At 46.5% G+C, this 25708-nt stretch carries 21 protein-coding genes and 1 tRNA gene; 9 read left to right on the top strand and 13 right to left on the bottom strand.

Translation table 11 applies throughout. The annotated features are described in order from the left end of the window. Window positions 1-14: 14 nt before the first annotated feature. Window positions 15-1505 (bottom strand): hypothetical protein, encoded by a 1491-nt coding sequence (locus JJU34_RS08540; protein WP_228691929.1) that lies wholly within the window; start codon window positions 1503-1505, stop codon window positions 15-17. 279 nt (window positions 1506-1784) lie between these two features. Here JJU34_RS08540 and JJU34_RS08545 point away from each other — a divergent pair, with 279 nt between their 5' ends. Beyond that, window positions 1785-2939 carry a hypothetical protein gene (locus JJU34_RS08545; RefSeq protein WP_228691930.1) on the top strand — a complete coding sequence of 385 codons (1155 nt, stop codon included), beginning with the start codon at window positions 1785-1787 and terminating at the stop codon, window positions 2937-2939. Between the two features lie 214 nt (window positions 2940-3153). Here JJU34_RS08545 and JJU34_RS08550 read toward each other — a convergent pair whose 3' ends face one another. The 7 genes from JJU34_RS08550 to JJU34_RS08580 all read right to left on the bottom strand — a co-directional run bounded on the left by JJU34_RS08550 (window position 3154) and on the right by JJU34_RS08580 (window position 11268). Beyond that, on the bottom strand, window positions 3154-3579 hold the full coding sequence (locus tag JJU34_RS08550; RefSeq protein WP_228691931.1) for a hypothetical protein: 426 nt from the start codon (window positions 3577-3579) through the stop codon (window positions 3154-3156). Window positions 3580-3676: 97 nt separating this feature from the next. Then, window positions 3677-5365, bottom strand: coding sequence for a T9SS type A sorting domain-containing protein (locus JJU34_RS08555; protein WP_228691932.1), 1689 nt, complete (start codon window positions 5363-5365; stop codon window positions 3677-3679). A 5-nt stretch (window positions 5366-5370) separates the two neighbouring features. After that, entirely contained in the window at window positions 5371-6390 is a 1020-nt protein-coding gene (locus tag JJU34_RS08560; protein ID WP_228691933.1) for a hypothetical protein, read from the bottom strand. A 585-nt stretch (window positions 6391-6975) separates the two neighbouring features. After that, window positions 6976-7389 (bottom strand): hypothetical protein, encoded by a 414-nt coding sequence (locus tag JJU34_RS08565; RefSeq protein WP_228691934.1) that lies wholly within the window; start codon window positions 7387-7389, stop codon window positions 6976-6978. Window positions 7390-7942: 553 nt separating this feature from the next. Next, window positions 7943-8737, bottom strand: coding sequence for a response regulator transcription factor (locus tag JJU34_RS08570; RefSeq protein WP_228691935.1), 795 nt, complete (start codon window positions 8735-8737; stop codon window positions 7943-7945). Window positions 8738-8892: 155 nt separating this feature from the next. Continuing rightward, entirely contained in the window at window positions 8893-10761 is a 1869-nt protein-coding gene (locus JJU34_RS08575; RefSeq protein ID WP_228691936.1) for a tetratricopeptide repeat protein, read from the bottom strand. Between the two features lie 357 nt (window positions 10762-11118). Continuing rightward, complete coding sequence (locus tag JJU34_RS08580) at window positions 11119-11268, bottom strand: hypothetical protein (protein ID WP_228691937.1); 150 nt, start codon at window positions 11266-11268, stop codon at window positions 11119-11121. Between the two features lie 347 nt (window positions 11269-11615). Between JJU34_RS08580 and JJU34_RS08585 the strand changes: the two genes are divergently transcribed. Continuing rightward, a complete protein-coding gene (locus JJU34_RS08585) occupies window positions 11616-12680 on the top strand; it encodes a hypothetical protein (RefSeq protein ID WP_228691938.1) in 1065 nt (354 codons plus the stop codon). Between the two features lie 236 nt (window positions 12681-12916). Further along, window positions 12917-13642 (top strand): helix-turn-helix transcriptional regulator, encoded by a 726-nt coding sequence (locus tag JJU34_RS08590; RefSeq protein WP_228691939.1) that lies wholly within the window; start codon window positions 12917-12919, stop codon window positions 13640-13642. Between the two features lie 154 nt (window positions 13643-13796). Here the strand turns inward: JJU34_RS08590 and JJU34_RS21785 are convergent, their stop codons facing one another. The 4 genes from JJU34_RS21785 to JJU34_RS08605 form a co-directional block, all read right to left on the bottom strand. Next, complete coding sequence (locus JJU34_RS21785) at window positions 13797-14078, bottom strand: helix-turn-helix transcriptional regulator (RefSeq protein WP_366512686.1); 282 nt, start codon at window positions 14076-14078, stop codon at window positions 13797-13799. Window positions 14079-14348: 270 nt separating this feature from the next. Further along, window positions 14349-16223 carry a rhamnogalacturonan lyase gene (locus tag JJU34_RS08595; protein WP_301005346.1) on the bottom strand — a complete coding sequence of 625 codons (1875 nt, stop codon included), beginning with the start codon at window positions 16221-16223 and terminating at the stop codon, window positions 14349-14351. Window positions 16224-16694: 471 nt separating this feature from the next. Beyond that, window positions 16695-17336 carry an ERCC4 domain-containing protein gene (locus JJU34_RS21790; protein ID WP_366512691.1) on the bottom strand — a complete coding sequence of 214 codons (642 nt, stop codon included), beginning with the start codon at window positions 17334-17336 and terminating at the stop codon, window positions 16695-16697. 194 nt (window positions 17337-17530) lie between these two features. Beyond that, window positions 17531-17602, bottom strand: a tRNA-Arg gene (locus JJU34_RS08605). Between the two features lie 272 nt (window positions 17603-17874). Here JJU34_RS08605 and JJU34_RS08610 point away from each other — a divergent pair. The 6 genes from JJU34_RS08610 (at window position 17875) to JJU34_RS08635 (ending at window position 22813) form a co-directional block, all read left to right on the top strand. Continuing rightward, a complete protein-coding gene (locus tag JJU34_RS08610) occupies window positions 17875-18450 on the top strand; it encodes a 30S ribosomal protein S16 (protein WP_228691940.1) in 576 nt (191 codons plus the stop codon). A gap of 13 nt (window positions 18451-18463) precedes the next feature. Next, window positions 18464-18994, top strand: coding sequence for a ribosome maturation factor RimM (rimM, locus tag JJU34_RS08615; RefSeq protein ID WP_228691941.1), 531 nt, complete (start codon window positions 18464-18466; stop codon window positions 18992-18994). A gap of 1 nt (window position 18995) precedes the next feature. Continuing rightward, on the top strand, window positions 18996-19703 hold the full coding sequence (gene trmD / locus JJU34_RS08620; RefSeq protein WP_228691942.1) for a tRNA (guanosine(37)-N1)-methyltransferase TrmD: 708 nt from the start codon (window positions 18996-18998) through the stop codon (window positions 19701-19703). A 72-nt stretch (window positions 19704-19775) separates the two neighbouring features. Continuing rightward, a complete protein-coding gene (gene rplS / locus JJU34_RS08625) occupies window positions 19776-20144 on the top strand; it encodes a 50S ribosomal protein L19 (protein WP_228691943.1) in 369 nt (122 codons plus the stop codon). Between the two features lie 93 nt (window positions 20145-20237). Continuing rightward, complete coding sequence (locus JJU34_RS08630; protein ID WP_228691944.1) at window positions 20238-20783, top strand: LemA family protein; 546 nt, start codon at window positions 20238-20240, stop codon at window positions 20781-20783. Window positions 20784-20896: 113 nt separating this feature from the next. After that, window positions 20897-22813, top strand: coding sequence for a DUF2207 domain-containing protein (locus tag JJU34_RS08635; RefSeq protein ID WP_228691945.1), 1917 nt, complete (start codon window positions 20897-20899; stop codon window positions 22811-22813). Between the two features lie 70 nt (window positions 22814-22883). On the opposite strand, the gene JJU34_RS08640 is transcribed toward JJU34_RS08635, so the two are convergent. Next, entirely contained in the window at window positions 22884-25685 is a 2802-nt protein-coding gene (locus JJU34_RS08640; protein ID WP_228691946.1) for a YCF48-related protein, read from the bottom strand. Between the last annotated feature and the right edge of the window lie 23 nt (window positions 25686-25708).

The following is a 25708-nucleotide window of genomic DNA, read 5'->3' on the forward strand; positions in this document are numbered from 1 at the left end:
TTTCCGCAAGGCCCCTATTCATAATCTTCGTCCTCTTCGAGCAGCACATCAATAAGTTCCTCCCTGTAGGCCGGGTTCTCTTCTGCTAGTGACAACACGGCTATTGCTTCCAACGAACAGGTCTCCATCAACTCTTTTAACACTGGCGGCGGCAATCGGTCGTCAAGCCGTAGATCAACAACCTCCGTGTAATAGGCATACGCCTTTACTTGCTGTTTAAGGTGCAAATGGTACCGGATCATGAGGGTATGAAACTTTATCACTTCACTTGCATGGAATAGGTTCCTGTTTGGAAAAATAGTGGAAAGGTTGGTAGCTCCTCCGAAGACATCCGCCAAGTCGAACTCCTCTCCTGTTACCAGCATGGCATCGATCAAATCCAATTTGGCGAAAAAATAATCCGGAAACCGCTCCAATGTTGCCGTTACTTCCGCCCGGAACTTTTCTATGCCATCCAATGCCCGAATGGCGTTGTAACGCAGGTTATAAAAGTTGGGGATATGTGGGTATTCTTGAATCAACTGGGAAAGCCTATCCCTGATTTCCTGAGCCTGTCTTTTGGTAGGTCCATCCTTTAACACTTGGTTAAGCTCGACGATCTCGTCGTTCAGCCCCTCTGGAAGATTGACACCATATTCCGTTTCGATCGGTTCATCCGTCCATTCGATGGGCGGGCCAATCAATGCATCATAATCAAACTCCGTAGACCCAATCCGAAATATAAATCGGTTATAGATGAAAAATAGAATCGCTTGAAATTGAAAGGCTTGTTTAATATCACTCATATCCAAATCTGCTACCCCTTCAAACCATTGCTCCCAGTCAGCGCGGTCCCAGTTGGCCACGTCATAGCTTTCAAGAAGCAATCTCGCTGCTTCGTTGATTTCGTCGTCAACTTCCTCTTCCTCGTCGGATTCTTCGTCAAGATATCCCTCATCGTAATAGTCATCTTGATGCATCACCCGAAAATTACCCTCTCCCACATGGGACTTTAATTGCCGGAGGAAGTAAGCCTCCTTGGGGTCGTCACCCTCCAATAGTAAAAGGGGCATTCCATTTTCCCCGAAAGGGATATCTTCTATAAGTGGAATGTCATCTGAATCCGGACCGATAATGCAAGCTGCCCACTTAAAGTCCTCATGGGGACGAATCCCGTTGTCCGATCCGTATTCGAGGGCTGCATAGACGATATTGTGGGCAAGGTCATGGGAGACTTCAGCCATGACATCGTCGATACCCTCCTGAAGATCGCCTACTAAACGCTCAAATTCAAACATAGGCACGTTAACCTGACAGAATGCGTCCTTAATGCCTGTACACAGTAAATCAACCAAAATGGCTGCGGTGGTAACATTACCATTCACGTGCAGTCGGGAAAACACCAAGTAAAACTTCTTGATCTCCCTCCAGTGTTCGGGTACATAGCATTTGTATACGGGCAGCTTAAGTGCCATTCCGGATTTCAGGTACGATTGAGGAGTATGGGGTTGCTTCTTCTTGCTCATGGTTGATTCTTTAAGCCAGTAATGGGTATTTACATTGGTGAAAAGTAAAATTACATTTAAGTTGGTTTTCTCCAACAGCATCACTGTCCTAGAAATAGCTTCGCCCTGCTGGCACGAAGCTTGCACCTATCTCTAGCTGAAACCAAGGGTACCTAAAAGTACTCCTTTTTCAACATTTTATGGCCCCGAAAGCGGTGTATCGGGTAACATATTTCCCAAGTTGTCGCTTAACCCCGGGCCTTTTTAAACCAATTGTTCACTCTTATAATTTATACACACATGGAAACGATCAGCGAGAAATTAATTCACAAACTTTTACACTCTGATGATAATCCTTGTATTTCACTGTACCTGCCCACCCATCGTCATCATCCGGCCACCGATCAGGATCCCGTGCGGTTTAAAAACATGCTGAAGGAGGCTGAAAACTCTCTCAATCAAAAGTATTCTGAGGAAGAAGTAGGGAAATTAGTGGAGCCGCTGAAAGAAATACAGCGGGACTATACATTTTGGAACTATAACCTGGATGGGCTGGCCATTTTTAGATCGGAGAATACCTTTGAAGTGGTTCGGCTGCCCGTATCATTTGAACCATTCCTAGTCGTCGCTGATACGTTTCACACGAAGCCATTGCGTAAATTTCTGCAATCTGTAGACCGCTTTCATCTCTTGGGACTTGGCTTGCACAAAATCAAGCTATACGAGGGAAACCGACACGGCCTGGAAGAAATAGACCTACAAGGTGATATCCCTACTACCATACAAGAAGCACTGGGTGAGGAGCTAACTGATAGACATCTAACCGCCGCGTCATATGGAGGCGTGAGCGGCGAAAGCAGTACCATGCACCACGGGCATGGTAGCAAAAAGGACGAAACGGATGTGGATGCTGAGCGTTATTTCCGTTCCGTGAGTAAGCTCATCGAGGACCATTACTCCAAACCTTTTGATATGCCGTTGATACTAGCGGCATTGCCCGAACACCATCACCTCTTTCAGGAGGTAAACAAAAGCCCGTATTTGCTGGATAAAGGCGTGAAAATTGATCCCTTCTCAGCCGATAAAGCGGATTTGGCAAAAATGGCCTGGGAAGTGATGGAGCCTTCGTATCACAGGAAACTCGCAGAGTTAGCGGAACGCTTTGAGGAGGCCAAAGCTGCCGAGAAAGGGTCAGATGATTATAAGGAACTGGCCATTGCGGCAAAAGACGGCAGAATTGACACCTTGCTGGTGGAGGCGGATAAAGTCATCGCTGCACGCATCACCAATCTGGTAACCGGCAATACGCAGAGAAAGGATCTTTCTAACCCACGTATAGACGACCTTACGGATGATATGGGCGAATTGGTCATGGAGATGGGCGGCAAGGTGATCGTCGTTCCGTCCGACAAAATGCCAACCGATACGGGATTGGCTGGGATATTTAGGTACTGATAGTTCTGACACAGGAACCATTGTATCCCTTGCCTAGTTCAAGCACCGAATCTCTTTGGAGGTTCGGTGTTTTTTTTTTCGATTGTAAGGGAAGGGGTTTACTTCTATCTGTAATTCTTCTCTAATCCACAGGCTGTGGAACCAAATGAAAACGCCATACCCAAAAGTGGCCTTTTAGGCATGGCGTTAAGCTAGTGGGGGCAAACCCTCCCGACTAGGGGGAACCAAGCGTAAATCTTACCACTACATCCCCCATTTTGTTGTTGGGGTAAGTATATTCAAACACCAGACTGGTTTCGGTGATAGTACCTACCACCCGCAGGTCTACCGCACCATTGTCTAGTCGTATGATATTGCCCGCTGAAACATGTTGCCAATTCCCCTCACTTGGAAATCCGGGGATTTCCGTGGTCGTAAACCCGTAGGTATTGTTAGACCGAAAGGCAATCTGGAAGGAGGTCGAATTGACAGGTTGCCCACCTTTGGATACCGAAATTACCCGCCACGATTTCGCAATCATTTCCGTGGGCGTTTTTGGCTGCGGGGTCGGGGCCGGGGTATCGTCACTTCCGCAGGCAACGAGTACCGAAAGCAAAAGCATAAAGACGACCGATTTGATAGTACTATGTAAATTTTTCATGTGTCTATAATTATTTTTCAACGGTCACATGGAATCTCGCACGAATTACAATCGTCCCTCCGTGTGTTACTTGCGTCGTGCTCGATTTCATAGCCGCTTATTTTTTGATCAGTCTTAACCTTTCCATCAATCCGATGCCCTGTACCTGTACATAATAACTGCCAGCAGGCAACCCAGATAGATCGATAAATACCCGCTCCACGGACAACAGTTCCCTGCTCTCGCGCAACAGTACCCCCGTGGTGGAATAGATTGCTACCCTATCCACGTAGGTTTCCCTTCCAAAGCGCACCGTTGTACTATTATCCGCAGGATTTGGGTAAAGCTGAATGGATACGCTCCGCACCTCTTCAGTGGAAGAGGTAATGGCGGTCATGTCCGAGATCGATGTGCATCCGCCCGTTCCGGTTACAACCACGTGGTAAGTTCCCGCTTCAGTTATCGATAGACTCTGCTGGGTAGCTCCTGGGATGGCGACCCCATCCTTATGCCATTGGTTTCCGGAAGTACTGCTTGAAATCAGCGATAGCTCTTGAGATATACCGGGGTTGCCGGAAATTTCTACAGTAGGCTTGGGCGGTGCCTGACCACTTGAGGTGAGCGTTACCTCTGCGCTGGCCTCGCAGCCGTTTCCATCCCGCACAGTGACTTGGTAGGTGCCAGGCGTCAATGAGGCGAAAACCGTAGCTGTTTGGAAGGTTCCCTGCGTTCCTATACGGATCTCATAACCACCGGCACCTCCGGAAGGTGTCACTCGGAAGCTCCCTGTCTCATCGTCAGGGCATCCTGGATCAACGATGTCCTCAAATGCAAGCTTTAGCTCTACCGGAGACCCAACCGTAAATTCCTCTTCAACCACTATATCGGGATGAGAGATACTTCTAACGTAGGCCGTATAGGTACCTGCCTCAAGCCCTTCAAACATATTTGAATTCGAAAACGTCTGTCCATTGAGGCTGTATTCTAGTGTTTGGTCTCCTGCACCCGCCGTGATTGTTGCTTTTCCATCTGAACCACCAAAACAGGTAACATCTACCGCTTCAATCTCTTCGATGGCTACCCTCGCCGCCACTGCAAAGGATGCCTCCGCCCTATTGCTGCGGAATCCGTGCTCATCTATTACGGTCACGTGAACGGTATATGTCCCACCATCTTGTAGATCCTCCAACGAAAGGATGGACGTTAGGTCTACACTACCTGCTGGCTCCGGTAAATCATAGACATAGGTCGTGTTTGGTGCATTTGCACCGGTAAAGTAGTACTCGAGCCGTACGATGTGCGTTGGTAGATGACCTTCCCGGTTGTAAAAAGACCATAGCTTTGTACTCGACCATACTCCTGACTGGTTTTTTGTTCGCATACCCAGCATTCGATGACCCGGCTCAATGGAAGACAGCGGTATGGTATAGTTCATGAAGCCATCCTCGCCAAAGGCGGGTGCCACCTTCGTCGCATTCCCAAACCCGGGATCAACATCGATAAAATATTCAACCTCGTCGATTTGGCCACCATTGGTCGCCAACAGGTAGAATGGATGAAGGTAGGTTTGGGATGCCTTACCCTGGGCATCAAACGTCCGAACGCCTAATTGATGCACACCAACCTCGACGGAAGATAGTGGTATACTGAATGTCCCCTCCACGGAGGCTCCGTTTCCAACGGAAAAGGCGGTAGCTCTTCCCACGCCCGGATCCGAATCGATAAAGTATTCGAATCGGGCTATCTGTCCTATCCCGCTAAAGCTAAGGGATAGAACCAGCCAAATAACCAAACTTAGTATCCTCATGGGAACTACAGATTGGATTTGGCTTTTAGCTGAATCGTGAGACCGCCTTCCTTACTGCCGAAGCTGTCGGCAGCAAACTCATAGATGGTAGGCACAGGAGGTATACCGGATAAAACATAGGGGTTTGATCCCCCAAATATTCCCGGCTCTGAACCTCCAAAACCAGCTGTTCTGTAGGGCGAATCCGATTTAAGGCGGTATTGACTATCGGTACTGTTGTTTTCAGGTCCTTCAAATAGTTGCGCAGCAGCATACAACTGATTTCCTGTGCCAGTTGAAAGTTGGTTTGCTAAAGATAAATTGTTTTGTATGTCGTTCGAGTTTACCGTAACATTCGTGGTGTTTGAGGCAATAATGTTACTCCTAAACCTTGAGGCATCTACAACTACACCCGAAAGGAAAATATTATTCTCTATAGAAGAAAATACTCTTTGATAGAAACTATTAGTTAAACCTGGATCGAATACACCATTTACGATGTTGTTATTGAATACAACACCTGTAAAACCAACATTCGTTGCACCAATTACCAACCCACCCTGCGCAAAATAATTATTTATTATAGTAAGTGAATTTATAACACTTGAATTAGACAAAATGATACTTCTGCTTAAGTGGCACCTCATAATTACTATGTTATTTGCATTCATTATCATGGGTGTATGAACTGTACTGGTATTTGAAAAAACCAAGCCAATCAAAAAGGTGCCCGAAGAACTGGCAAGCAAATCTATCTGTCCCACTCTACTGACACCATTGTTAGGAACATTTGGGTTTTCATCAAGGAAATACCCTGTTCCGATCAATACTAGGCGTTTTGATAAATTCAGGCGACCATAAATCACAGGACTTGGCTCGACCATCAATGTATCCCCGACTGATGCAAAATCATGTGCCTCCTGCAGAGATGCAAATACTTTCTGCAATGGATTAGTGACTAATTGATTATTAACTCTCAGAACGTCTCCAAAACTCATCGAAGTGAGCAGCATTAACGAAAATGCCAACATGTAAATTTTTTTCATGATACTTGTTAGTTAAAATGTGCAACAAAAAGATATTTTGCGATTAGAACGAACCAATGCCTATCTACTCCCAGTAATCTAAAAATCACATGGCAGACATCGGTTGCGTGTCCCAAGTAGCAAAGACCAAAGCTATTTATTGAATCTTGGAACTCTATCACCATTTTTGGTGGTTATTGCCGTGAAATACAAAAAAAAATAGTCAAATTACATTATTTTAGATTCCATAGTAAATGTAAGCGGTCATTTGCCAACCGTCCTGCCAAAAGGAAAATGAATAATTGTCCCTAAATTGTAAAATGCAAAAACCTAGCTTCTCCTATTGGCCAAAGGCATAGGCCCACAGATCGAAATGGGCGCTAGGAAGAATACAAACCGTTTCATCATCAGGTTTTCACTTTAATGGAAAAAACAACCTATTAACAAAGTACTAGGCATCCGACAGCAGCAGGATAAGATTGATAAATATTGGAGTATTGGCAATGCTTTGGTTATCCCAATCACCATCCTTCCCACTCCCTTTCAATCCTTCTTTTTTAAAAAAAAGGCCAAAACACGGCTGTTTTGGCCCTTTTTAAAAAGAAATCACTCCTCGATTACCACGGCATTCGGATCAAATACATTGCTCTTGGCCATCCAGTTGGAGAATTCCTGCTCTCCCAATGCTGCCTTAAGTCCTCCCGAATTAACCGCAGTACCTTCTACCGTGTAACCGCTTACGAAGAAATAGTTTTCCACCTTTACAACGCCGTCCACCAGCACATCATACTCTGGGCCAGCCGACTGCAAGGCATTATCCATCGCGTCCTTAATATTGGCACCTATGCCCAAAAACCCCGTACTTTTCCCTTTCACCCGTTTACCTGTGGATTTTTCAAACCCAATGGAGTGATTTTTTGAGCTTATGACCGTAAAATCAACGATCCGCTGTGAGCAACTGAAAAAACTCAATGCTATTGCGATCATAGCAACATAGATAATTTGTCTCTTTACTTTCATTTTGATTTCATTGAAAACAACTCCTACTCGTATGGCTTTTCGGAATGCGCCCCGTTTGAACCTAGTGGTTGCTGGACTCCACTTTATTGCATTTTATCAGGTGATTATTCCGTACAACCAATTATATTCTGGTATCGCCTAAGATTGAGAATACGGGACCCTACATTTACAAAGGGATTGATTACAAAATCCTATGATACACCCTGTAGATAGAGCAAAATTAAAGGCTGGGTTTTGATTCGTGGCACCAATAATTGGTGGTTTTATACTAAAAAAGATAATTTATTTCGGAGTTGGGCTGATTGGTGGACTCAAAAACCCTCCCGCTATTCTGAATATAGCCATAGTGCATGCGACACTCAGTGGCACAACCACAAGCGATATTCCATTCCAGCCTTCGGTACGGGAAAATCAAAGGCCCCTCGGAAAAACCTTACATAATTCGAACTACTTACTTTAATTGCCTGGGCAACAAGGTACCTGAGTCCAGAAATACAAATCGTTAAAAGCCTGCGGCAATCCCCACCCAATAGCCTTCCAGAATAGCAATAGTTTACCAACTGCCCCGCAACCTCGCAAACAGCAGCTTTCTGCTGTCTCCATTTTTCGGAATAGGTATCTCAAAATAAGTATGTTTCGAATCGGATGAATAGCGTACCAACCGGATGTGGTTATCCTTTACCTGCTGTATCTTACTGACCGAGATCACATATTTTCGGCTAAGGTGGAAAAAATCCCCTTCGAGTTCCCGCTGGTAGTCCACGAAAAAATTTTTGAGGCCCGGGGAAGTAAACACAATCGGTCTTTCTTCATCCTGTAGGTAGGCGCGTATGATTTTCCCATCAGCTTCCAGCAAGACCAGCTTATCGAGTGGCAGGGGGGTGAGCTCTCCATAGCCCGTAGAAACAAAAATGGCCTTTGGGATGGTAGACGCCGACACCGTGCCGCCTGCCTTTCGCTGATTTTCACGCACCATCAACAGCTCCAACGTATCCGCCAATTGCTGACTTTGATACGGTTTTGTGAGATAGCTGTAGGGTGCCGTAAGTTTGGCCAGCTCAAAACCCTCGTTTCTGGGCAATCCTGACAGGAAAACTAACGGGATCGGTCGGGTTTGATTGATGTGTTGGGCGAGGCGTATACCTGCGGTCCGGTCTCCACTCAACTCAATGTCCAACAATGCCATATCGGGAAGTTCGGCCTGCAACAAGCCTACCGCTTCGGAGACAGAAAGGGCAGGCCCTACTACCTCGATTTGACCCATTGGAAACATCTCATCCAAATCCGAACGGATTAATTCCCCTAGAATGGGGTCGTCCTCCAACAAAAGCATCTTCGTTTTATTCATCACACACAATCAAAACAATTAGGGTGGATTATACCAATTCTTTAACTCCAAAAGTCAACACAAGAATAATTTGTAAAGTAAACAGTTAAAATATCTGCTCCAAGTTAAATCGTTCCTATTGAAGGGTTTCACTGTAGAAATAGTAAAAGTAGCCATCATGCTGACGAAAAAGTACGGTTGCGCTTTATCTTCAAGGTGTACCATGTTCCACCTTCACTACGTACCGTCAGATCGGCCCTTATACTCTTGGCCAATTTGCCAATCAAATCCATCCCAATGCCTTTAGGCGACCCGGTATCGTCGATTCCTACTCCATTATCTCCAATTTGGAGAAGCAAAAAGGGCCCTTCATAAGCTAGGGAAACGCTGATTCGAGGTTCGGACACGTTTGTAAACGCGTATTTAATGGCATTGGTGACAATTTCTCCTACTATCATTCCGCAGTTCAGAAGCGTGTTAACAGGCAAAAACGCATCTTCTTTTACCTTCACTTCGTAGATAACGTGGCCAAAACCGGATGTATCAAAGGCCTCTTTCAAACGATTGATCAATTCCTCCATATACTCACCAAGTGATACTTCTTCCTCTTTCTCGACTCCATAGGTAAATTGCTGCAGCGAGGCTGCCGATAAAACAGCGGATTCGATCTGTTGCAGCTTTTCTTTCGATGCTGGGTCGGGTATAGTCTTTGCTGTCATCCGAAGGAGCGACTGTATTCGCATCAAGAGGTTGTAGGTCGTGTGTTTTATTTCAAGCTTCTGCATTTGTATATGCTGATTACTCTCCGCCAAGCGGCGGTTCAAACGGGAAAAAAAGAGGGTAATAAGGATAGCCGCCAGCAGGCCTATACCGAGGAAGACTAGGAGCTGAACCTGTTTTCTGGACTGCACCCGAGCCAGGGCCGCATCCTGCTCAAGCTGTTGGGTCACAAGTTCTTTTTCCCTCAAGGCATAGGTAGACTCTACCCGTTGTACCTCTAGCTGCTCGGATTGGAATACCTCTTCGCGAAGACTAGTAAGCTCCTTGAAGGCAGTCAGGGCCGCTGGAAAATCCCCTTTACCCTCAAGCAGATCTACTTTTTGGGCCAGGTACTCGATTTGTAGGTTTTTGACGGTAACAGACTGCAGCAGGTCTTCTGCCTTTAATAGATATCTTTCTGCTTCGGGCAACAGCGATTTTGCAAGGAATAACCGAGCGAGACTAGTATAGCAGCCGACCAGTCCCTTTTTATCTTCCAGAGCCAAGTACAATTCCTCTGCTTTCCCTAGGTATTTTCCAGCAAGCTGTAAACTGTCTAAGTCCAAGTAACTATCGCCTATATTTTGGTAATTTTTCACATATGCTGTAGAATCCAGCAACAAGGTTTCCTTTACCCGCAAGGAATGAAGGTTATAAAATAAACTACTATCAATCCTGCCCTTGCCTGCTTGGCTAATCGCAATGTTGCCCATCAGATAGGAGGCCATAAGGGTATCGCCATACTGGTAAGAGCGGAGGAGCCCTTCCCGGTGAAAGTCGATCGCCTTGTCCCAGTCGGCTAAGTTCTGGTAGGTGATTCCCATGGCATTTAGAATATTCGCCTCACTTTCCCAGTCGCCTGCCTTCCGTGCCAACTGAAGTGCCTCCTGATTAGCCTCCAGGCACCTTCCATACAACCCCAATTGCCTATATGCCATAGCAAGGGAAATCTGGGAGGTTATCCACTTCGTGGTATCACTCAGCTCCTGCGCGAGCAAAACAGCCCTTTCGTAATTTTGCGCGCTCGCTGGGTAATCTTGGCTTAGGTAGTACGAGTAGCCAAGGTTATTGTAGGTTTTTCGTGCGTTCGCGGGATTCTCCATCCAGCTGTTAAGCCCGGTGAGATCGGAAAGGACCGCTATCGCTTCAGGAAATTTTTCCCTGTCCATTAAGTTTCCCGCCTGTTTGAACAGCGAGTCCGCGGGGATCGCCCGGTCAGGCCCCTGCGCCGAAGCATCCGGCCAAACCAAAAGGAAGACGCCTAAAAACTGAAGTATCCGTTTCATTTATCAGTAACTAAATGATTTCCAATAAAAAGCCTGAACAATATAGGCAGGCGCTTTGATATTTGAAATAAAAGAAACCAAGCAGCCATTTATTTATGCCGGCTGGGGAAAAAGAAACCTTATTTTGCCAAAAACAACAAAGGGCTCCAAGGCACTCCAGTTGCCTCAAAACCCTCTGAAGGTTAATTCGTGAATACCGATTAAATGTTGATCTATCATCTACTTGTGATTGAATGGCGCGATGGCCAGGTAGGTGGTGCCTATCCTTTGGATATTCCTGACCCTGTCTGTTGACAGGCGGATATTTGGCCATCGTCTTGCTATGTTCCGCTTTATATATACGCGATTCCATAGTGTTCAATCCCTTCCGGGAGGCAGTTTATCCTCCGGATCCTTGCGCATCTCCTTAGTCTGAATGCTATCCATTTCGTCTTTTGCTTTCAAAAGATCGCAGGACACCAGCAATAAGGCACCAAGCAACACCGTAATTAATCCCTTCGTTTTCATCTCGATATGGGTTAATGGGTCGCGTAATCTGCCAAAAGGCCAAAAGGGGGAAACCGGAGATGCTTTCGTGTGATACCCCAGACTTTTCACCTAGGCACCTCCGTATTGATCGATCTACTTGGACTATATTCTGTTGATTGAGTGCATAAATCATTCACGTTCGCCACTTGTGACTGCTATTAGCCCCAGCTATCTACAAAGTGAATTAACTTATATATATCATTTTATTTAAGTGCGTATCATCATTTACTAATAGAAAGATACGGCTTTGTTTATTGGGGGTTAGTTATTATAATTGCCTTCATATTCCTGTCATTCTTATCCATTCTTAGAACAATTAGTACCCTATGGAAATCGATAACTTTGTATTCGTGAACTTTTCAAATGCCATCCTAAACGAGCTGAAAAATGAAATCCAAGAGAAAAGCCAGTCGCAGCAAGTCGATTTTACCTACGATTTCCATGTCTGGATGTACCCAAATGAAACCGGCGATTTCTTTCGGGAAAGGTTCACTACCACACAAAACGGGAAATATTTTTATGAAAAAAAACTCAGAGCAGAAAAAAACAAGACTATTTCCACCTTTATTAAAGAAGATATTTTTATTGAATTCTCGGAGTTTATCAAGCTTAGCATTCATCCAAGCATCGGTGCCCGTCACCTAATGGGCAACCCCCAGCTGAAGGCAAAAATATATCTACAAAATTTCATCAAAACCTTTATGCCCAACTGTGACAAGGACATTGTGAATAAATACCAAGTGATAGATGAAGAAACCGGACACCTCATAAGCGAAATGACAAACGAAAAAAACCCTGAATACAAGCCCATCGATGAATCCCTGGAAAAAGTGGAGGGGGCCATACAGCGATTTTTTAACTTGATATCCGGTAGTCAGGTGGAGGAAGCCTGGAATTACATCAGCAAATCCTACCAAGACCGAGGATGGAACGGTGACCTACAGCGTTTCGTGAAAGGATATGTTCACACCATCAGCGTCGACAACATACACGTGTTTGACTTCAAAAAGAGAGGTGGGCAGGTGTGTACCTGCAAGGTTTTCTATGAGGATACGGTCATTCTCTTTTCATCACTGGAGCTTGGCAATCTTCCGAGAATCACCATCGAGCAACTCGATCTTTTTGTTGAGCAGGTGAAGAAAATCGGCGACGCCAGTGTCGAATTTGATTTCGAGGGGTTTCGGAGATTTCCCATCCAAAAACTATTCGACCCGACTATTTCTGAATATACCTGGTACCTATGTAAAAAAGAGCCGGACGAGATCCGTAGCCTGTTCCCGCTAAAGGAAAAAACGGTGATTCCAAAGCTACTGGAATTTACCTGTGAATTGGCCAACGACCGGGTTACTTTCAAATCCATTGATCCAGTGCGGGTTGGGATAATCCGGTAAACGACTTGCGAGGCCAATCCTTTTTCTTATCGATCCGTCAACCAACGAACCAGGGCATCCATCTCTCTCAACGGAAGTTAGGCGACTGTAAAACAGCCATTTGTTTATCGGTCAATCCTCCAAAAACGCACCTTCATCCCTTCATAGGCCAAATTCATGAAGTAAATTTATAGAAAGCAACTTCTTGGCGTTTCTTGCTATCCAAACCTACCGGCCACCTCAAGAAGAAACGCGACATGGAACCTTTAGACCACCAGCAAGAACAACCTATCGCAGCGGTAATCCAGGCGCTTCGTCTACTGGGAAACGCTATACCAGGCATCAAAATTATACAAAGGAATGTGCCCTTTCAGAACCTCTACATTTGCCCCAGGGGAATAAAGTATCTCAACCTGTCAGAATCCTTCTTCTACCACCTCCCGCAGGAAGAAAGCAAAAAGGTAGTGTTTGACCCTACAGATCCATATACCTGCCTATTGGGGATTCAGGATCCAGGTGATCCGTCACAATCTGCCAAAAGTTTTTACATCCGACACGACCGATTGCAGCAAGAACATCAGATAGAACTGATCATCGTACAGAATCTTTTCCCCTCCGGTCCTGAAAAACGAAACTACGTGCTGCTACAGATTATCCCACTGAGCTTTCAGCCTTGGGCCATCCCCAAAATCAAACGCATGGCGGCAGAGATGCACTTCCGGAAGACGCATCAGGGAAAATTCAACCTGCTTACCGATCGGAACAAAGAAGTATTCTCCTTGATGGTTCGGTGCCTGAAAGCGGAGGAGATAGCAGACCGCCTATGCATTGGGGTGGACACTGTTAACTCCCATAAGAAACGCATCAAGGAAATGCTCGAAACCAACCGGAACGAAGATCTTTTCCAATACGGGATGGCGTTTGACCTGCTGGCCGGTGAAAATGGGAAGTGTGAGATTGAGTCCTACGACCTCTCGTCATAAATTGAAAATAGCCTAATTGTTGTTCTTCATCCCATCGAACGGCTCCGGCCAGTTGACCCCATATCATAACTTCCGCTACATCTACCATTCCAAATCCTCGTGCGCTTTGCTATTGGATTTCTTATTTCTCACACGCTCCTTGACCTGGCGCTTTTTAAGTTTGGCATGGTCCAAGGGACTTATTTCCTCTACGTAATTTAAAACCCTCTAAAACGTACACAGAATCCAGTGCTCTTAAAATTAGTATCAGGCTTGAAAGGGTGATGGATTCACCGCTATCTATTTGGCTGATCGTCCATCGGTTTAAACCCGAATTTTCCGCCAGATGTGCCTCTGTCCGGTTCTGTTTTGCCCTTGTATCCTTGATAAAGCGGCCTATATGATCCACAATAGCTGTACCAGACATTTGAATGTAGGCTACGTTTGGTTTTGCCATCACCAATTAGATCTATTTGCTTTAAAGATTGTTTTTAGCAACAGACTTTTTCAAAAATAACCGAAAATGAAAAAAGGTACCAATCCTGCCCTGTTCAAAAGCCCGAAATGCGTACCTAAAAACTGCTCCTAACCTGTCCTGGTATGTCTTTCCTTGCCATCTATCCGAGGTGATAGCCTAAGGGACATATCCCCTATCAAGATTCCCAACAAACTAAGCGCTTGGAGGTTTTATAATTTGGCTCCTATTAGAAGCAGGAAGAGGCGTGAACTATCTCCATCTTTTGTGTGGTTCGCGTACCCGAATATCCGGCAAAGGCGGCCGCTCCATCCCATGCCCGAAGAAATAGTCGGTATGGGGAGGTTGGTTGTAAGCTACGTTTTGCCATGCAATGGATAACCGATAGTGGGGGTTGTGCATCAAGGTATATAGGCGATATGGAGTAGGAATGGAAGTGGAAAATATCCGCAGCTCCTTATTATCCGCGGTCCTCGCTATCAGTTCCTCGCGCCAATCTCCCAAAATATCGGCAGAAAGACTGGGGTTGGACTTGGTTCCATTGTTCTTGACCAAATTGTATTCCTCACCCGAAAACAACCGATCCGTGGTACCTTCCTCGTAGTTCCATTTGTCTATGTTCACGCCATCCAACAGCTCCCTAAGCAGGTCCCCGTCCCACCAAATAGCCATATTGCTGGAACTTGGTTTGCTTTCGGAGATAACTTCTCCTTGCACATTCCATAGGCCAAGTAATCCCTCCCCAAATGCCCAACTTTCATAGCCCCGATGTCTGGGGTCTATATCGATAGACAGTCCCCGCCCCACATCCGTGGAGGGAAAGGACCAAATCACCTCTCCGGTGCGTGCATCCCTGAGATTGGCGGCATGGGGATGATCCGGGCGCTCGTGTATTCCAAAAACTTCCAGTCCGGGACGATCCGGGTCCATATTGGACACGTGCATGGCATCCCCATGGCCCAGCCCGCTACTGTATAGGCCCGTGCCATCGTCATCGATCACCATGGCACCAAACACGATCTCATCCCTTCCATCCCCATCGACATCCGCTATGGAAAGGCTATGATATCCTTGGCCCGCATAGGCCAGGTTTTCCGGATTGCCGTCATGGCTATCAAAGGTCCATACCAACTCCAATTCCCCATCACGCCAGTTCCAAGCAGCGAGAACCGTACGCGTATAATAGCCTCGGCTCATGATCAGACTGGGCCGCTCGCCGTCCAAATAGGCGATTGCCGCCAAAAACCGGTCAACCCGGTTGCCGTACCCATCACCCCAAAGCTCCTTCAGCTGTTCCTCTGTAGGAATAAGTGTATCGGGATGCCGGGGAGGCACGTAAGGCGTGGTAGCTAGGGCGGCCCCGGTACGTCCATCGAAGATCGTTAGGTATTCGGGACCTGCAATTATGTATCCATCCTCGTTTCGCCAATCGGCTTCCTTGTCTCCGATTACATTTCCAAGTCCATCCCGGGTGCCATCGGCGGTCTTGCAGGCGACTTCCGCTATACCGTCTCCGTCCAAGTCATAGACCATAAACTGGGTATAGTGTGCTCCCTCGCGGATGTTTTTGCCCAGGTTTATTTCCCACAAAAAATCACCCTCCAACGTATAGGCCTGCAAAATGGGCTCGTCGGTCATTCCCTTATGGGAATTATCCCTACCCAATCCGGTCATATGAACAACGATCTCGTATTTGCCATCTCCGGTGAGGTCGCCCACCGACGCATCGTTTGGTGAATAACCCTCGGGAGTGCGTAGTGGAATGGATAGGTAAGCATTTTCCCAAGCTCTCACAGGGGAGGACTCATCCAGCAATTCTTGGCCGTGGTAGGCACGAACCGTGTAGTACAGATCGCCGTCCGGTTTCATTCCTTGATCCAGAAAATTCGATGCCCCATCAATGGGCTTCTCGTTCAACTTAACAGGGGCATCATCTCCTTTCATCCTGTAGAGGTCAAAAGTCACTTCCTCTGGATCGGTTCCAAATACCCGCCAACTCACCAGTATACCCGCCTCCGAAGGTACTGCCACCAATCCGCGGTCCAGGTATTCCATCTGTCGCTGGGCTGGAAGCATGTGGCAAAAAAAACACCCAAACAGCAATAAGGTAAGAAGTAGATTATTCATGTGTCTATAATTGTTTTTCAGCGGTCACAACTTGTCCCGGTTTATCGGGATGGAATCCCTGCCTACCGGCAGGCAGGTCGCATGGTTTCCCCGATAGCTCGGGGCATCCCAGTGTGTGTCGCTTGCGTCATGCTCGATTTCATGGCGTTTTGGGGGCTAATGGGCGGATGATGCATCTCCATCTTGGCTATTTAGTAAGCAGGTTTCAAGTATTTGTTATTCGGAATACCTCTGATGCTACTTTCAAGCACTTAAAGCCCCGCCCCACAAGGATACTCAAAATAAAAGATAACCCACAATTTTCCAATCAGAAAGAAGATATGCGCAACCCAGGCAAAGCAGCGATCGTCAAAAGATTGGCTTCGGTGATGTTCATTATAATTACGCTCGCATCTAGCATTGCCGATATCGACTTCATAGTACTTGAAGTAATGAGCAAAGCATTAGCGACGCTGAAGTCGGAAAGGAAGGTCAGCCATGCCCATCCTCCAAAAACCGTTTTATTCCAATTGCCCTTTTCGCGCCCAGTCCAGGCACTTCCTGAAGTGTAGCCTGGTCGGCTGCCAAAACATCGGATAAGCTCCCAAAATGTTCCAGTAAGCGCTCCGCAAGAACCGGTCCCACATCAGGTAGACCTTGTAAAAAACATGCCTTCTGCCTGATAAGGCGTCGAGGCTTCCGACCCAATCGGGCACTATAAGGCCTTGACAACAACTGCTGTTTACCTATGGAATAAAGTGTATCGGCCGTATGTGCAGGTCCAACCGTGTAGATTATCGGGATATGCCAGGCACTGCAAACGGAAATAATTGCTCCCTGAATAGCCTCTGCGGAAAGCTTGCCCGGCTGTTGAATGGGGTCCCCTTCCAAGATCATTAGAGGCCGAAAGCGGGACTTGGCGAGAAGGGCGCATTGGTTGAAAAGCCGGTTGGAAACCAGGGATTGGTTAAAATCCTCCGCAGTTTTCCGCTCCACCAACACCAACGTATTCACCAGATAATCCCCTGCAAAAAGGCGAACTGTACTCACGCTACACCCTTTCTCTGCAAGCAAGTCCGGTATTCCGGATGGCTTCTCGCGGTAGTCACAGGTAATTTGGACAGCATTCTCTATATTGGAAAATAATAATTTTCAGGCAAAAAATGATTAGTTTAACATGAGAAAGTTATCAAACACTAATCGCTGAAAGAAATTTTATTGCTACGATCCAGCGGATTTCACGGTTTGACCGGTAAGCATATACTCCACTATAAAGTGTCCCCCAAAAAACAAAAACCCCAAATACAGCACGTATAAGGGGTTTTTTGTAGCCTCGACAGGAATCGAACCTGTATCTAAAGTTTAGGAAACTTCTATTCTATCCATTGAACTACGAGGCCATTGGAGACTTGAGGTGTTAGATATGAGACGTTAGATATGAGACCTATCACCTAGAAAAGCCTGACTAACGACTAACTGATCGGATTCCGAACCGGCTTAGGGACAGGAGGTTTCAGATAATCACTCAAATCAGTCCGCAATTTAATGCTTTCTCGCCAATTCAAGCAAATAATTTCTCACTCATTTGTGCAATTCGACTATAAAGCGCTATCTTTGCAGTCCAAAAAAACAGATGGACGGGATCCATCAATTCACTAAATACCAATAAAATATGGCAGTTAAAATCAGATTAGCGCGTAGAGGTCGAAAGAAAATGGCCATCTATGACGTAGTAGTAGCTGATGCAAGAGCTCCACGAGATGGACGCTTTATCGAAAAAATCGGATCGTACAATCCGAACACTGACCCCGCAACAATTCACATCAACAATGACCGTGCACTGAAATGGTTATTGAATGGTGCACAGCCCACCGACACGGTGAAGGCCATGCTTTCTTATCGGGGTGTGATGTTGAAAAAACACCTTCAGATCGGTGTTCAAAAAGGTGCTATCAGCCAAGAACAAGCGGATGAGAAATTCCAAGCTTGGTTGACGACCAAAGAACAGGCGATCGCTGCAAAAGTGGACAGCATTTCCCAGGCAAAAGACAGTGCCAAACAAGCGGCATTGGCTGCAGAAGCTGCCAAAAACCAAGCTAGACTGGACGCCATCAAGAAAAGAGAAGAAGACGCAGCAGCCGCAGTGGCAGCCGCTGAAGCTGAAGCCCGTGCTGCTGAAGCCCCTGCTGAGGAGGCTCCCGCTACCGAGGAAACGCCAGCCTCTGAGGAAGGTGAAGCTCAGGCATAATTGACTTTCCCCCATGAACAAAGACAATTGCTTTCATCTAGGCCATATTGCCAAGGTTCATGGACTCCAAGGGGAACTAATGTTGGTCTTGGACGTGGATTATCCCGAAGATTACGAAGATATCAAACACCTCTTTGTAGAAAAAAACAACCGCCTGATTCCCTTTTTTGTGGAGCACTTGGTGCCCCAACCAAATAATCGGTTTCTGGCAAAGTTTGAGGAATACGACCACGTCGACAAGGTGAAAGACCTGGTAGGATCGGCACTTTTCTTACCCCTTAAAGACTTACCCGAACTGGAAGAAGACCAGTACTATTTTCACGAACTGGTAGGATGCCAGGTAATCGACGAAGAACGAGGGGAGTTGGGAGTAGTGAAAGTCATCTATGATTTAGAAACGCAGGATTTGATCGGGATGGAATACCAAGAAAAAGAAGTCTTGATACCCATCCAAGAGGGAATCATCCAAAAAGTAGACAAGGCAGCGAAAAAAGTTTTCTGCCGCTTGCCCGAGGGCTTGATTGACATATACCTGAACGAGTGACATGCGAATAGACATCATCACGGTGGTTCCCGACCTACTGAAAGGGCCCTTTGAGCATTCTATCCTGAAAAGGGCAGAACAAAAGGGCTTGGCCAAAGTGCGGATACACGACCTGAGGCCCTATGGCATCGGAAATCAAAAAAGCGTAGACGACTACGCCTTTGGTGGAGGTGCCGGAATGGTCATGATGATCGAACCTATTGCCAGCTGCATCAAAGCACTTCAAAGTGAGCGGACATACGACGAAGTGATCTACATGAGTCCAGATGGGGAGACCTTTCGCCAATCCATGGCAAATGAACTCTCCTTGAAGGAAAACCTGATCATTCTCTGTGGACATTACAAAGGAGTGGACGAACGCGTGCGTGAGCATTTCATCACCCGAGAAATAAGCGTAGGAGACTATGTGCTCTCAGGAGGTGAATTGGCCGCTGCTATCGTCGCTGACGCGGTAATCCGCTTGATCCCCGGAGTTTTGAACGACGAGACTTCGGCTCTCACGGATTCTTTTCAGGACGGATTACTTGCCCCACCGGTATACACCCGCCCAGCGGAGTACCAAGGGATGAAAGTTCCGGAAGTGTTGCTTTCAGGCCATGCGGCAAAAATTGAAAACTGGAGATTCGAAGAGTCGGTTCGCCGAACCCGCCAACGTAGACCCGATTTGATGGGATACGAAAAGGGGGAAAAAGAGGGCGAGAAACCATAGAACAAAGAAAACAGAGTAACATCATATTGCTCTCAAAGCAATTTAAACGCGATACGCAAAAATATCAAAGCAATGAGCGAACTACTTAAAATCGTAGAAGAGGAATACAAAGACGTACGGTCTAAGTTTCCATCTTTTAAGGCAGGGGATACGATCAACGTTCACGTGAAGATCACGGAAGGAAACAAAGAACGTATTCAGCAGTTCCAAGGTACTGTGATCCAACGAAAAAACCCCAATTCCAACGGGGAAACCTTCACCGTCAGGAAAGTCTCCAACGGTGTAGGTGTGGAACGTATTTTCCCAATCATCTCTCCGGCAATCGATAAGATCGAATTGCTTCGAGAAGGTAAAGTGAGAAGGGCGAGACTGTTCTACCTGAGAGGCAGACAAGGTAAATCCGCCAAAATCAAGGAGAAAATCAGAGTTAGAAAAAGCTAGTTATGTAAAGAGGCCAAATGGCCTCTTTTTTTTTATCTATATTATCGGTACATTCATTCGCATTTTGAATTTATTCTTTTCAATGATTGACCCATGAATGTATCTTTAATCCTCGCAGCCGCTGTCATTTTGGCCATTATTTTCATCTATAACCAGCTCATACGACTGCGTAATCTTGCCAGAGAGGGCTGGAGCGGCATTGACGTACAACTAAAACGACGGGCTGACCTTGTTCCCAATCTGGTGTCGGTTGTAAAGGCCTACGCTTCACACGAAAAAGCCCTGTTTGAAGAAGTCACGCGGATACGAAGCGAAGCACTTCGGCCACACTCGGTGGAAGAACAAGGTGAATCCGAGGCTGCACTGACCCAGTCGTTGAGAAAATTGCTCGTTGTCGCTGAGGCCTACCCGGAATTGAAAGCCAACCAGAATTTCCTAGAACTCCAACAAGAACTATCTTCCATTGAAAATACCCTGCAAAAAGCCAGAAGGTACTACAATGGAACAGTAAGGGAACTGAATACCAAAATCGAAACTTTCCCCCAAAACCTGATCGCTAAACTGTTTTCCTTTCATAAGGAGCCCTTTTTTAGCTTAAGCAGTGAGGCCGAACGTTCCACCCCGGAGATTAATCTATAAAAAGTTCTTGCACAGCAATGCGATTATAAGCCACGCAACCTGCTTATCGGTAGACGGGTATCCGAAGATAGGCACATGTTAAATTATTACCGCTGAAAATCAACTAGAGACCTATGATAAAGTATCTATTTATCCTTCTCCTATTCTCATCCCAGCAACTGTTCGCGCAAGATCGGGAGGAAATCCTAGACTATCAAAGCGATATTAAAGTGCAGCTGAATGGGTCCCTAGAGGTCACCGAAACAATCACCGTCAGAAGCCTACAGCAAGAAATCCAACGGGGAATATTCCGAAGTTTCCCCACCATCTACCGCGACAACTACGGTAATCGGGTTAAGGTAGGCTTTACGGTTCGGGAAATCCTAAAGGATGGACAGCCTGAACCTTATGAGGTTCTTACCGAGGGTGATTTTCAGATCATACGGATTGGTAATCCGGACGTATTCTTGGGCAGTGGAACCTATACCTATACCATATCCTATACCACCAACCGGCAGATTGGTTTTTTCGAGGAGTTTGACGAACTCTATTGGAATGTGATAGGCGATAGTTGGGCCTTTCCTATCTTACGTGCCCAAGCCCGCATTACCCTACCGGATGAAGCCACTATCCTTCAATACGCTGGGTATTCAGGCCCAACCGGCAGTAGTACCTGTAACTGCGAATTGGAGAAAACCGGCAACAACACCCTGAGCATCACCCTCACCAAACCACTAAATGCGAGGGAAGCACTGACAGTAGCAGTCGCCTGGCCGAAGGGAGTGGTACAAGAACCTAACAGAGCCCAGCAAAAGCTGATTTTTTTAGGAGATAATGCTGGAATCCTCGTTGCACTCATAGGACTATTATTTGTACTTGCCTATTACCTGTTTGCATGGAAAAAAGTAGGTGTAGATCCCAAACGGGGAGGTATCTACCCTTTATTTGATGCACCCAGAGGCCTAGACGCACCCGCCATCCGCTATATCCATAAAATGGGCTTTGACCAAACTTCGTTTACTGTTGCCATGATTCAGTTGGCCACCAAGGGAGTGATTAAGATTGTGGAGGAAAAACGTAAATTCTATTTACAACTTCAAAAAATGGAAGAAGAGGCTGACCTGGAAACCTTTGAAAAGGCCATAATCCGAGCACTCTTTCCGGATGGAACAACCGTGGTACACCTTACCCAAAAAGAATACAAGAAGATCGGCGGTGCGTTAAAAGCTGTACAGGAACACCTGAAAGTAAACTACAAAGGAAGATATTTCAAACTTAATCAAATCTGGTTGGTACCAGGCATTCTTCTTTCCTTAGCAACCATTATCCTGACATTCGTAGTCACCTTTCCCATGCGCTTCGAAGACGAAAAGGTTTTTCTTATTATGGGCACTATCGTCACGGTATTTCTTTCGGGAATTCTTTCCACGTTGATCATCAATATTTACCATATTGCCAGTGGGGAATCGGTAAAAATCGGTACCATTGTCAGCAATGTGTTTTCACTCCTATTTGTACTGGTGCTCCCTGGATTTTTTATTTATCAATTTGGTGCCACATTTGAGTACGGCATCTTGATTCTTTTTATGGCATTGGCCCTTAGTAACTATTTATTCTTCTACTTGATGAAAGCTCCCACTCCGGAGGGAAGAAAGGTTTTCGATGAAATAGAGGGTTTTCGCATGTATTTAAACGCCGCCGAAAAACCCATGATTCAGCAGATGAATCCTCCCGGACTCACTCCAGAGGTTTTTGAGAAAAATCTCCCGTATGCCATGGCGTTAGGAGTCGGAGATGCTTGGGGCAAAAGCTTCGAAAACAGCTTAAAAACTTTTGAGGAATCCTCAAAAACACGATCCCGTTACCAACCGGCCTGGTATTCGGGTGCTGCCTTCAATGCGGGCGCTATCTCCGGCTTATCCAATGGGCTTGGTAAAACGTTTGGAAATGCCCTGAACAATTCTTCGGCCCCTCCTGGCTCCAAATCCGGAAGTGGAGGAGGTGGTCGGTCTGGAGGCGGCGGGGGCGGAGGCGGCGGGGGCGGCTGGTAAAGCAACCTATCCAACCCGCTTTAGGATTCATTTCGTTCCCCCTAGGACTGCTCCCGGTGTATTTCAGAATTTACCGTATCCACAGTGTTTTGGTATATTCTTTGGTTCTCCCACGAAGCACTACTTGGTGCAGTCCCTTTGGAAGATCTTTGATTTCCAGTTCGCTACTGATGCCGTGGACGGGCAGATTCAGGATCTCTTGACCCAAGTTGTTGTATATCCGTACCTCCCTCACATCGGTCAATCCGCCCAATCGTACTCGTATATTGCCTTGCGAAGGGTTGGGGTAGATTTCAAAATCAGCAGGGTAACGATTTTCGTCCAGGGATGTAATGAAATTAACATTCACATTGATGGTCTGGGTAGGGCCATTCTCACAGGCATTGAATGGGGTAACCGTAAGCGTATGATCTCCATCCTGTTCCCACTTGATGCGAACTCGATTGGTGCCTTGTCCACTGAGGATACTGCCTCCACCTGTCAGAGTCCACTGGTAGTTAATATCCTGCACAGAAGGCACCTCGTAATCTACCTCCTGGAAACCCACCTGAGTCGATCCAGTAATAGATCCAGGGCGATTTGGTACAGTGATTATCCGAATGGGCTTCTGAGAGGTAGGCCCCTGACCGCAAGGGTTTGTGGTAGAAACTCTTAGCGTATGATTACCCAAGGTAGTCCACTCTACTTCTACATTTGAAGTACCCTGACCTCCACGAATAATGCCACCGGTCACCTGCCAAACGTACTCAGTACCTGGAATGGAATCTACAAAGAATTCGTTCATACTTCCCAAACAAACCACTCCATCACCCTGAATCGGCGGTGCGGAATTAGGCTGAGTGGAAACTACCACCTCCAGTGCCGAGGTGGGGCCGTTGCCACAGGAGTTTTGCCCTCTGACCATCACGGCGTTCCTTCCAGCAATGTCCCAATTGACCACAATCCGATTGGTACCCTGACCCTCTACGATCGTTCCCCCGTCTACGCGCCATTCGTAGGTGGTCCCGGGTTCTTCTCCCTGTTGGATCGTATAAATTTGTCTACTTAGACAAATATTGTTTTCACCAAAAATTGCTGTCGGTTGTACTGGAACCTGACAGGTATACTGAAACAAAAGACCATTTTGCCCGACTGCATACCCGACATTTAAATCTCCAAAGCTGAGTCCTGTCAGGTCCTGAAAGGTTCCCGTTTCGAGTCTTTCCCACGTCTCACCCCCATCAAAGGTACGTATCATCAAGCCAGACTTTCCTGTGATAAACCCCACCGATTCATCTAAAAACTCTACGTCCGTAAAATCCGCACTGTATCCGCTGGTAATTCTTCTCCATGTAATCCCCCTATCAGAAGTCTTTAGAATAACTCCCTGATCCCCTACTACCATAGCAGTTTGCTCGTCCAAAACCGTGATAGCCCTGAGGTCTGTAGTGGTGGAGACGGATATCCTTGCCCAACTGGTACCGTTGGTAGAACGAGCGAGGTACCCCGCATCGCCTATAATGATACCCTCCGCCTCTCCAAAAAATGTAATGGCATTAAAATCCAACACCGCCTCACTGGAATTAACAATCGTCCAATTGATGCCGCGGTTTTCAGTTCTTGCAATAAATCCACGATCACCCACCACAAATCCACGGTCTATGTTAAAAAAATGAATCCCATTAATACTACGGTTTGTTCCAAGATTCAGCGTGGTCCAGTTGGCACCGGAATTGGTCGTGCTGATGAGGTTTCCATTTTCGCCGGACACATAACCCGCCCCTGCAGTAACGAAGTGCAACGCTTTAAACCCCAAAGACAAATTCCGAGACCGATCGGTAAAGGTGTTTCCTCCATTTCCGGTGAGCAAAACCAAGCCTTGCTCCCCTACGATATATCCACGTAGGTCTGAGGTGAACTGCACAGCCGAATAATTACTCGACCGGCCGGATAATCGAATACTCCACGATGCACCGGAATTGGCAGAAGAAACCAAAAACCCACTGTTAGCGACTGCAAAGACATTATTCGTTTCCTGCCTAAAGTCAATGGCGTTGATATCCTGCACGGTTCTGCTGGCTACCTGTATGAAGGAAAGCCCTCCATTGATAGTACGGAGCATGGTTCCATTTTTACCGATGATCACCCCTATCAACGGATTATTGCGGTTAAAAGTCACGCCGGTGAAGTCCGTGTCAATGCCACTGTTAATGAACTGCCAAGAGGATGCCCCATCGGTGGTTTTGATAATCGTACCCAAGCTTCCCACCGCATAGCCTTCTTCCTCGGACACAAAGTGGATCCCATTCAATGACACGTCAAATTCGGTAGGTATTTGCTCCCATGTATTGCCTCCATTGGTGGTCTTCAACACTGCAGAGCCGGATGTAGCAATGTAACCCGTGACTGCATCCACGAAATGAAGCGCATTGAAATCGTACGTGGAGCCTGTAGACCGTGCCGCCCAGGTTTGCCCTCCATCAGCAGACTGCAACAGCGTGCCTTTTTCACCAATCACCCACACCTGCGTGGCGCTTACGTAAAATACATTCTTAAGCTGTTCTTGGCTCGGCAATGCCCGGGTCTGCCACGAACGGCCCCCGTTGCTCGTGATGTAAACCCGTCCCCTCGAAGCCAATACCAATCCCCTATTCTCGTCATAAAAATCCATTGCGACCACTTTTTCGGCCGAGGGAGCGGGAAACTCACTCCAACTGAGTCCTCCATCAATAGACTTGAGAAAAATGTTCTCGCCACAGATATACCCAACCTCATTATTGATCCACTTGATGTCGGAGTAATCATTTCCCCAACTTCCTACCCTTCTCCAGCTCTGTGAAAAAGTCTGCAAAGCAAGCACCATCAACATCCCCAAAAAAACAATCCTCATCATACAAACCCCTTGAAACAAGTTCT

Origin of the sequence: Lunatimonas sp., assembly GCF_020832325.1 — a bacterium.
In the GTDB taxonomy this organism is placed as follows: Bacteria; Bacteroidota; Bacteroidia; order Cytophagales; family Cyclobacteriaceae; genus Lunatimonas.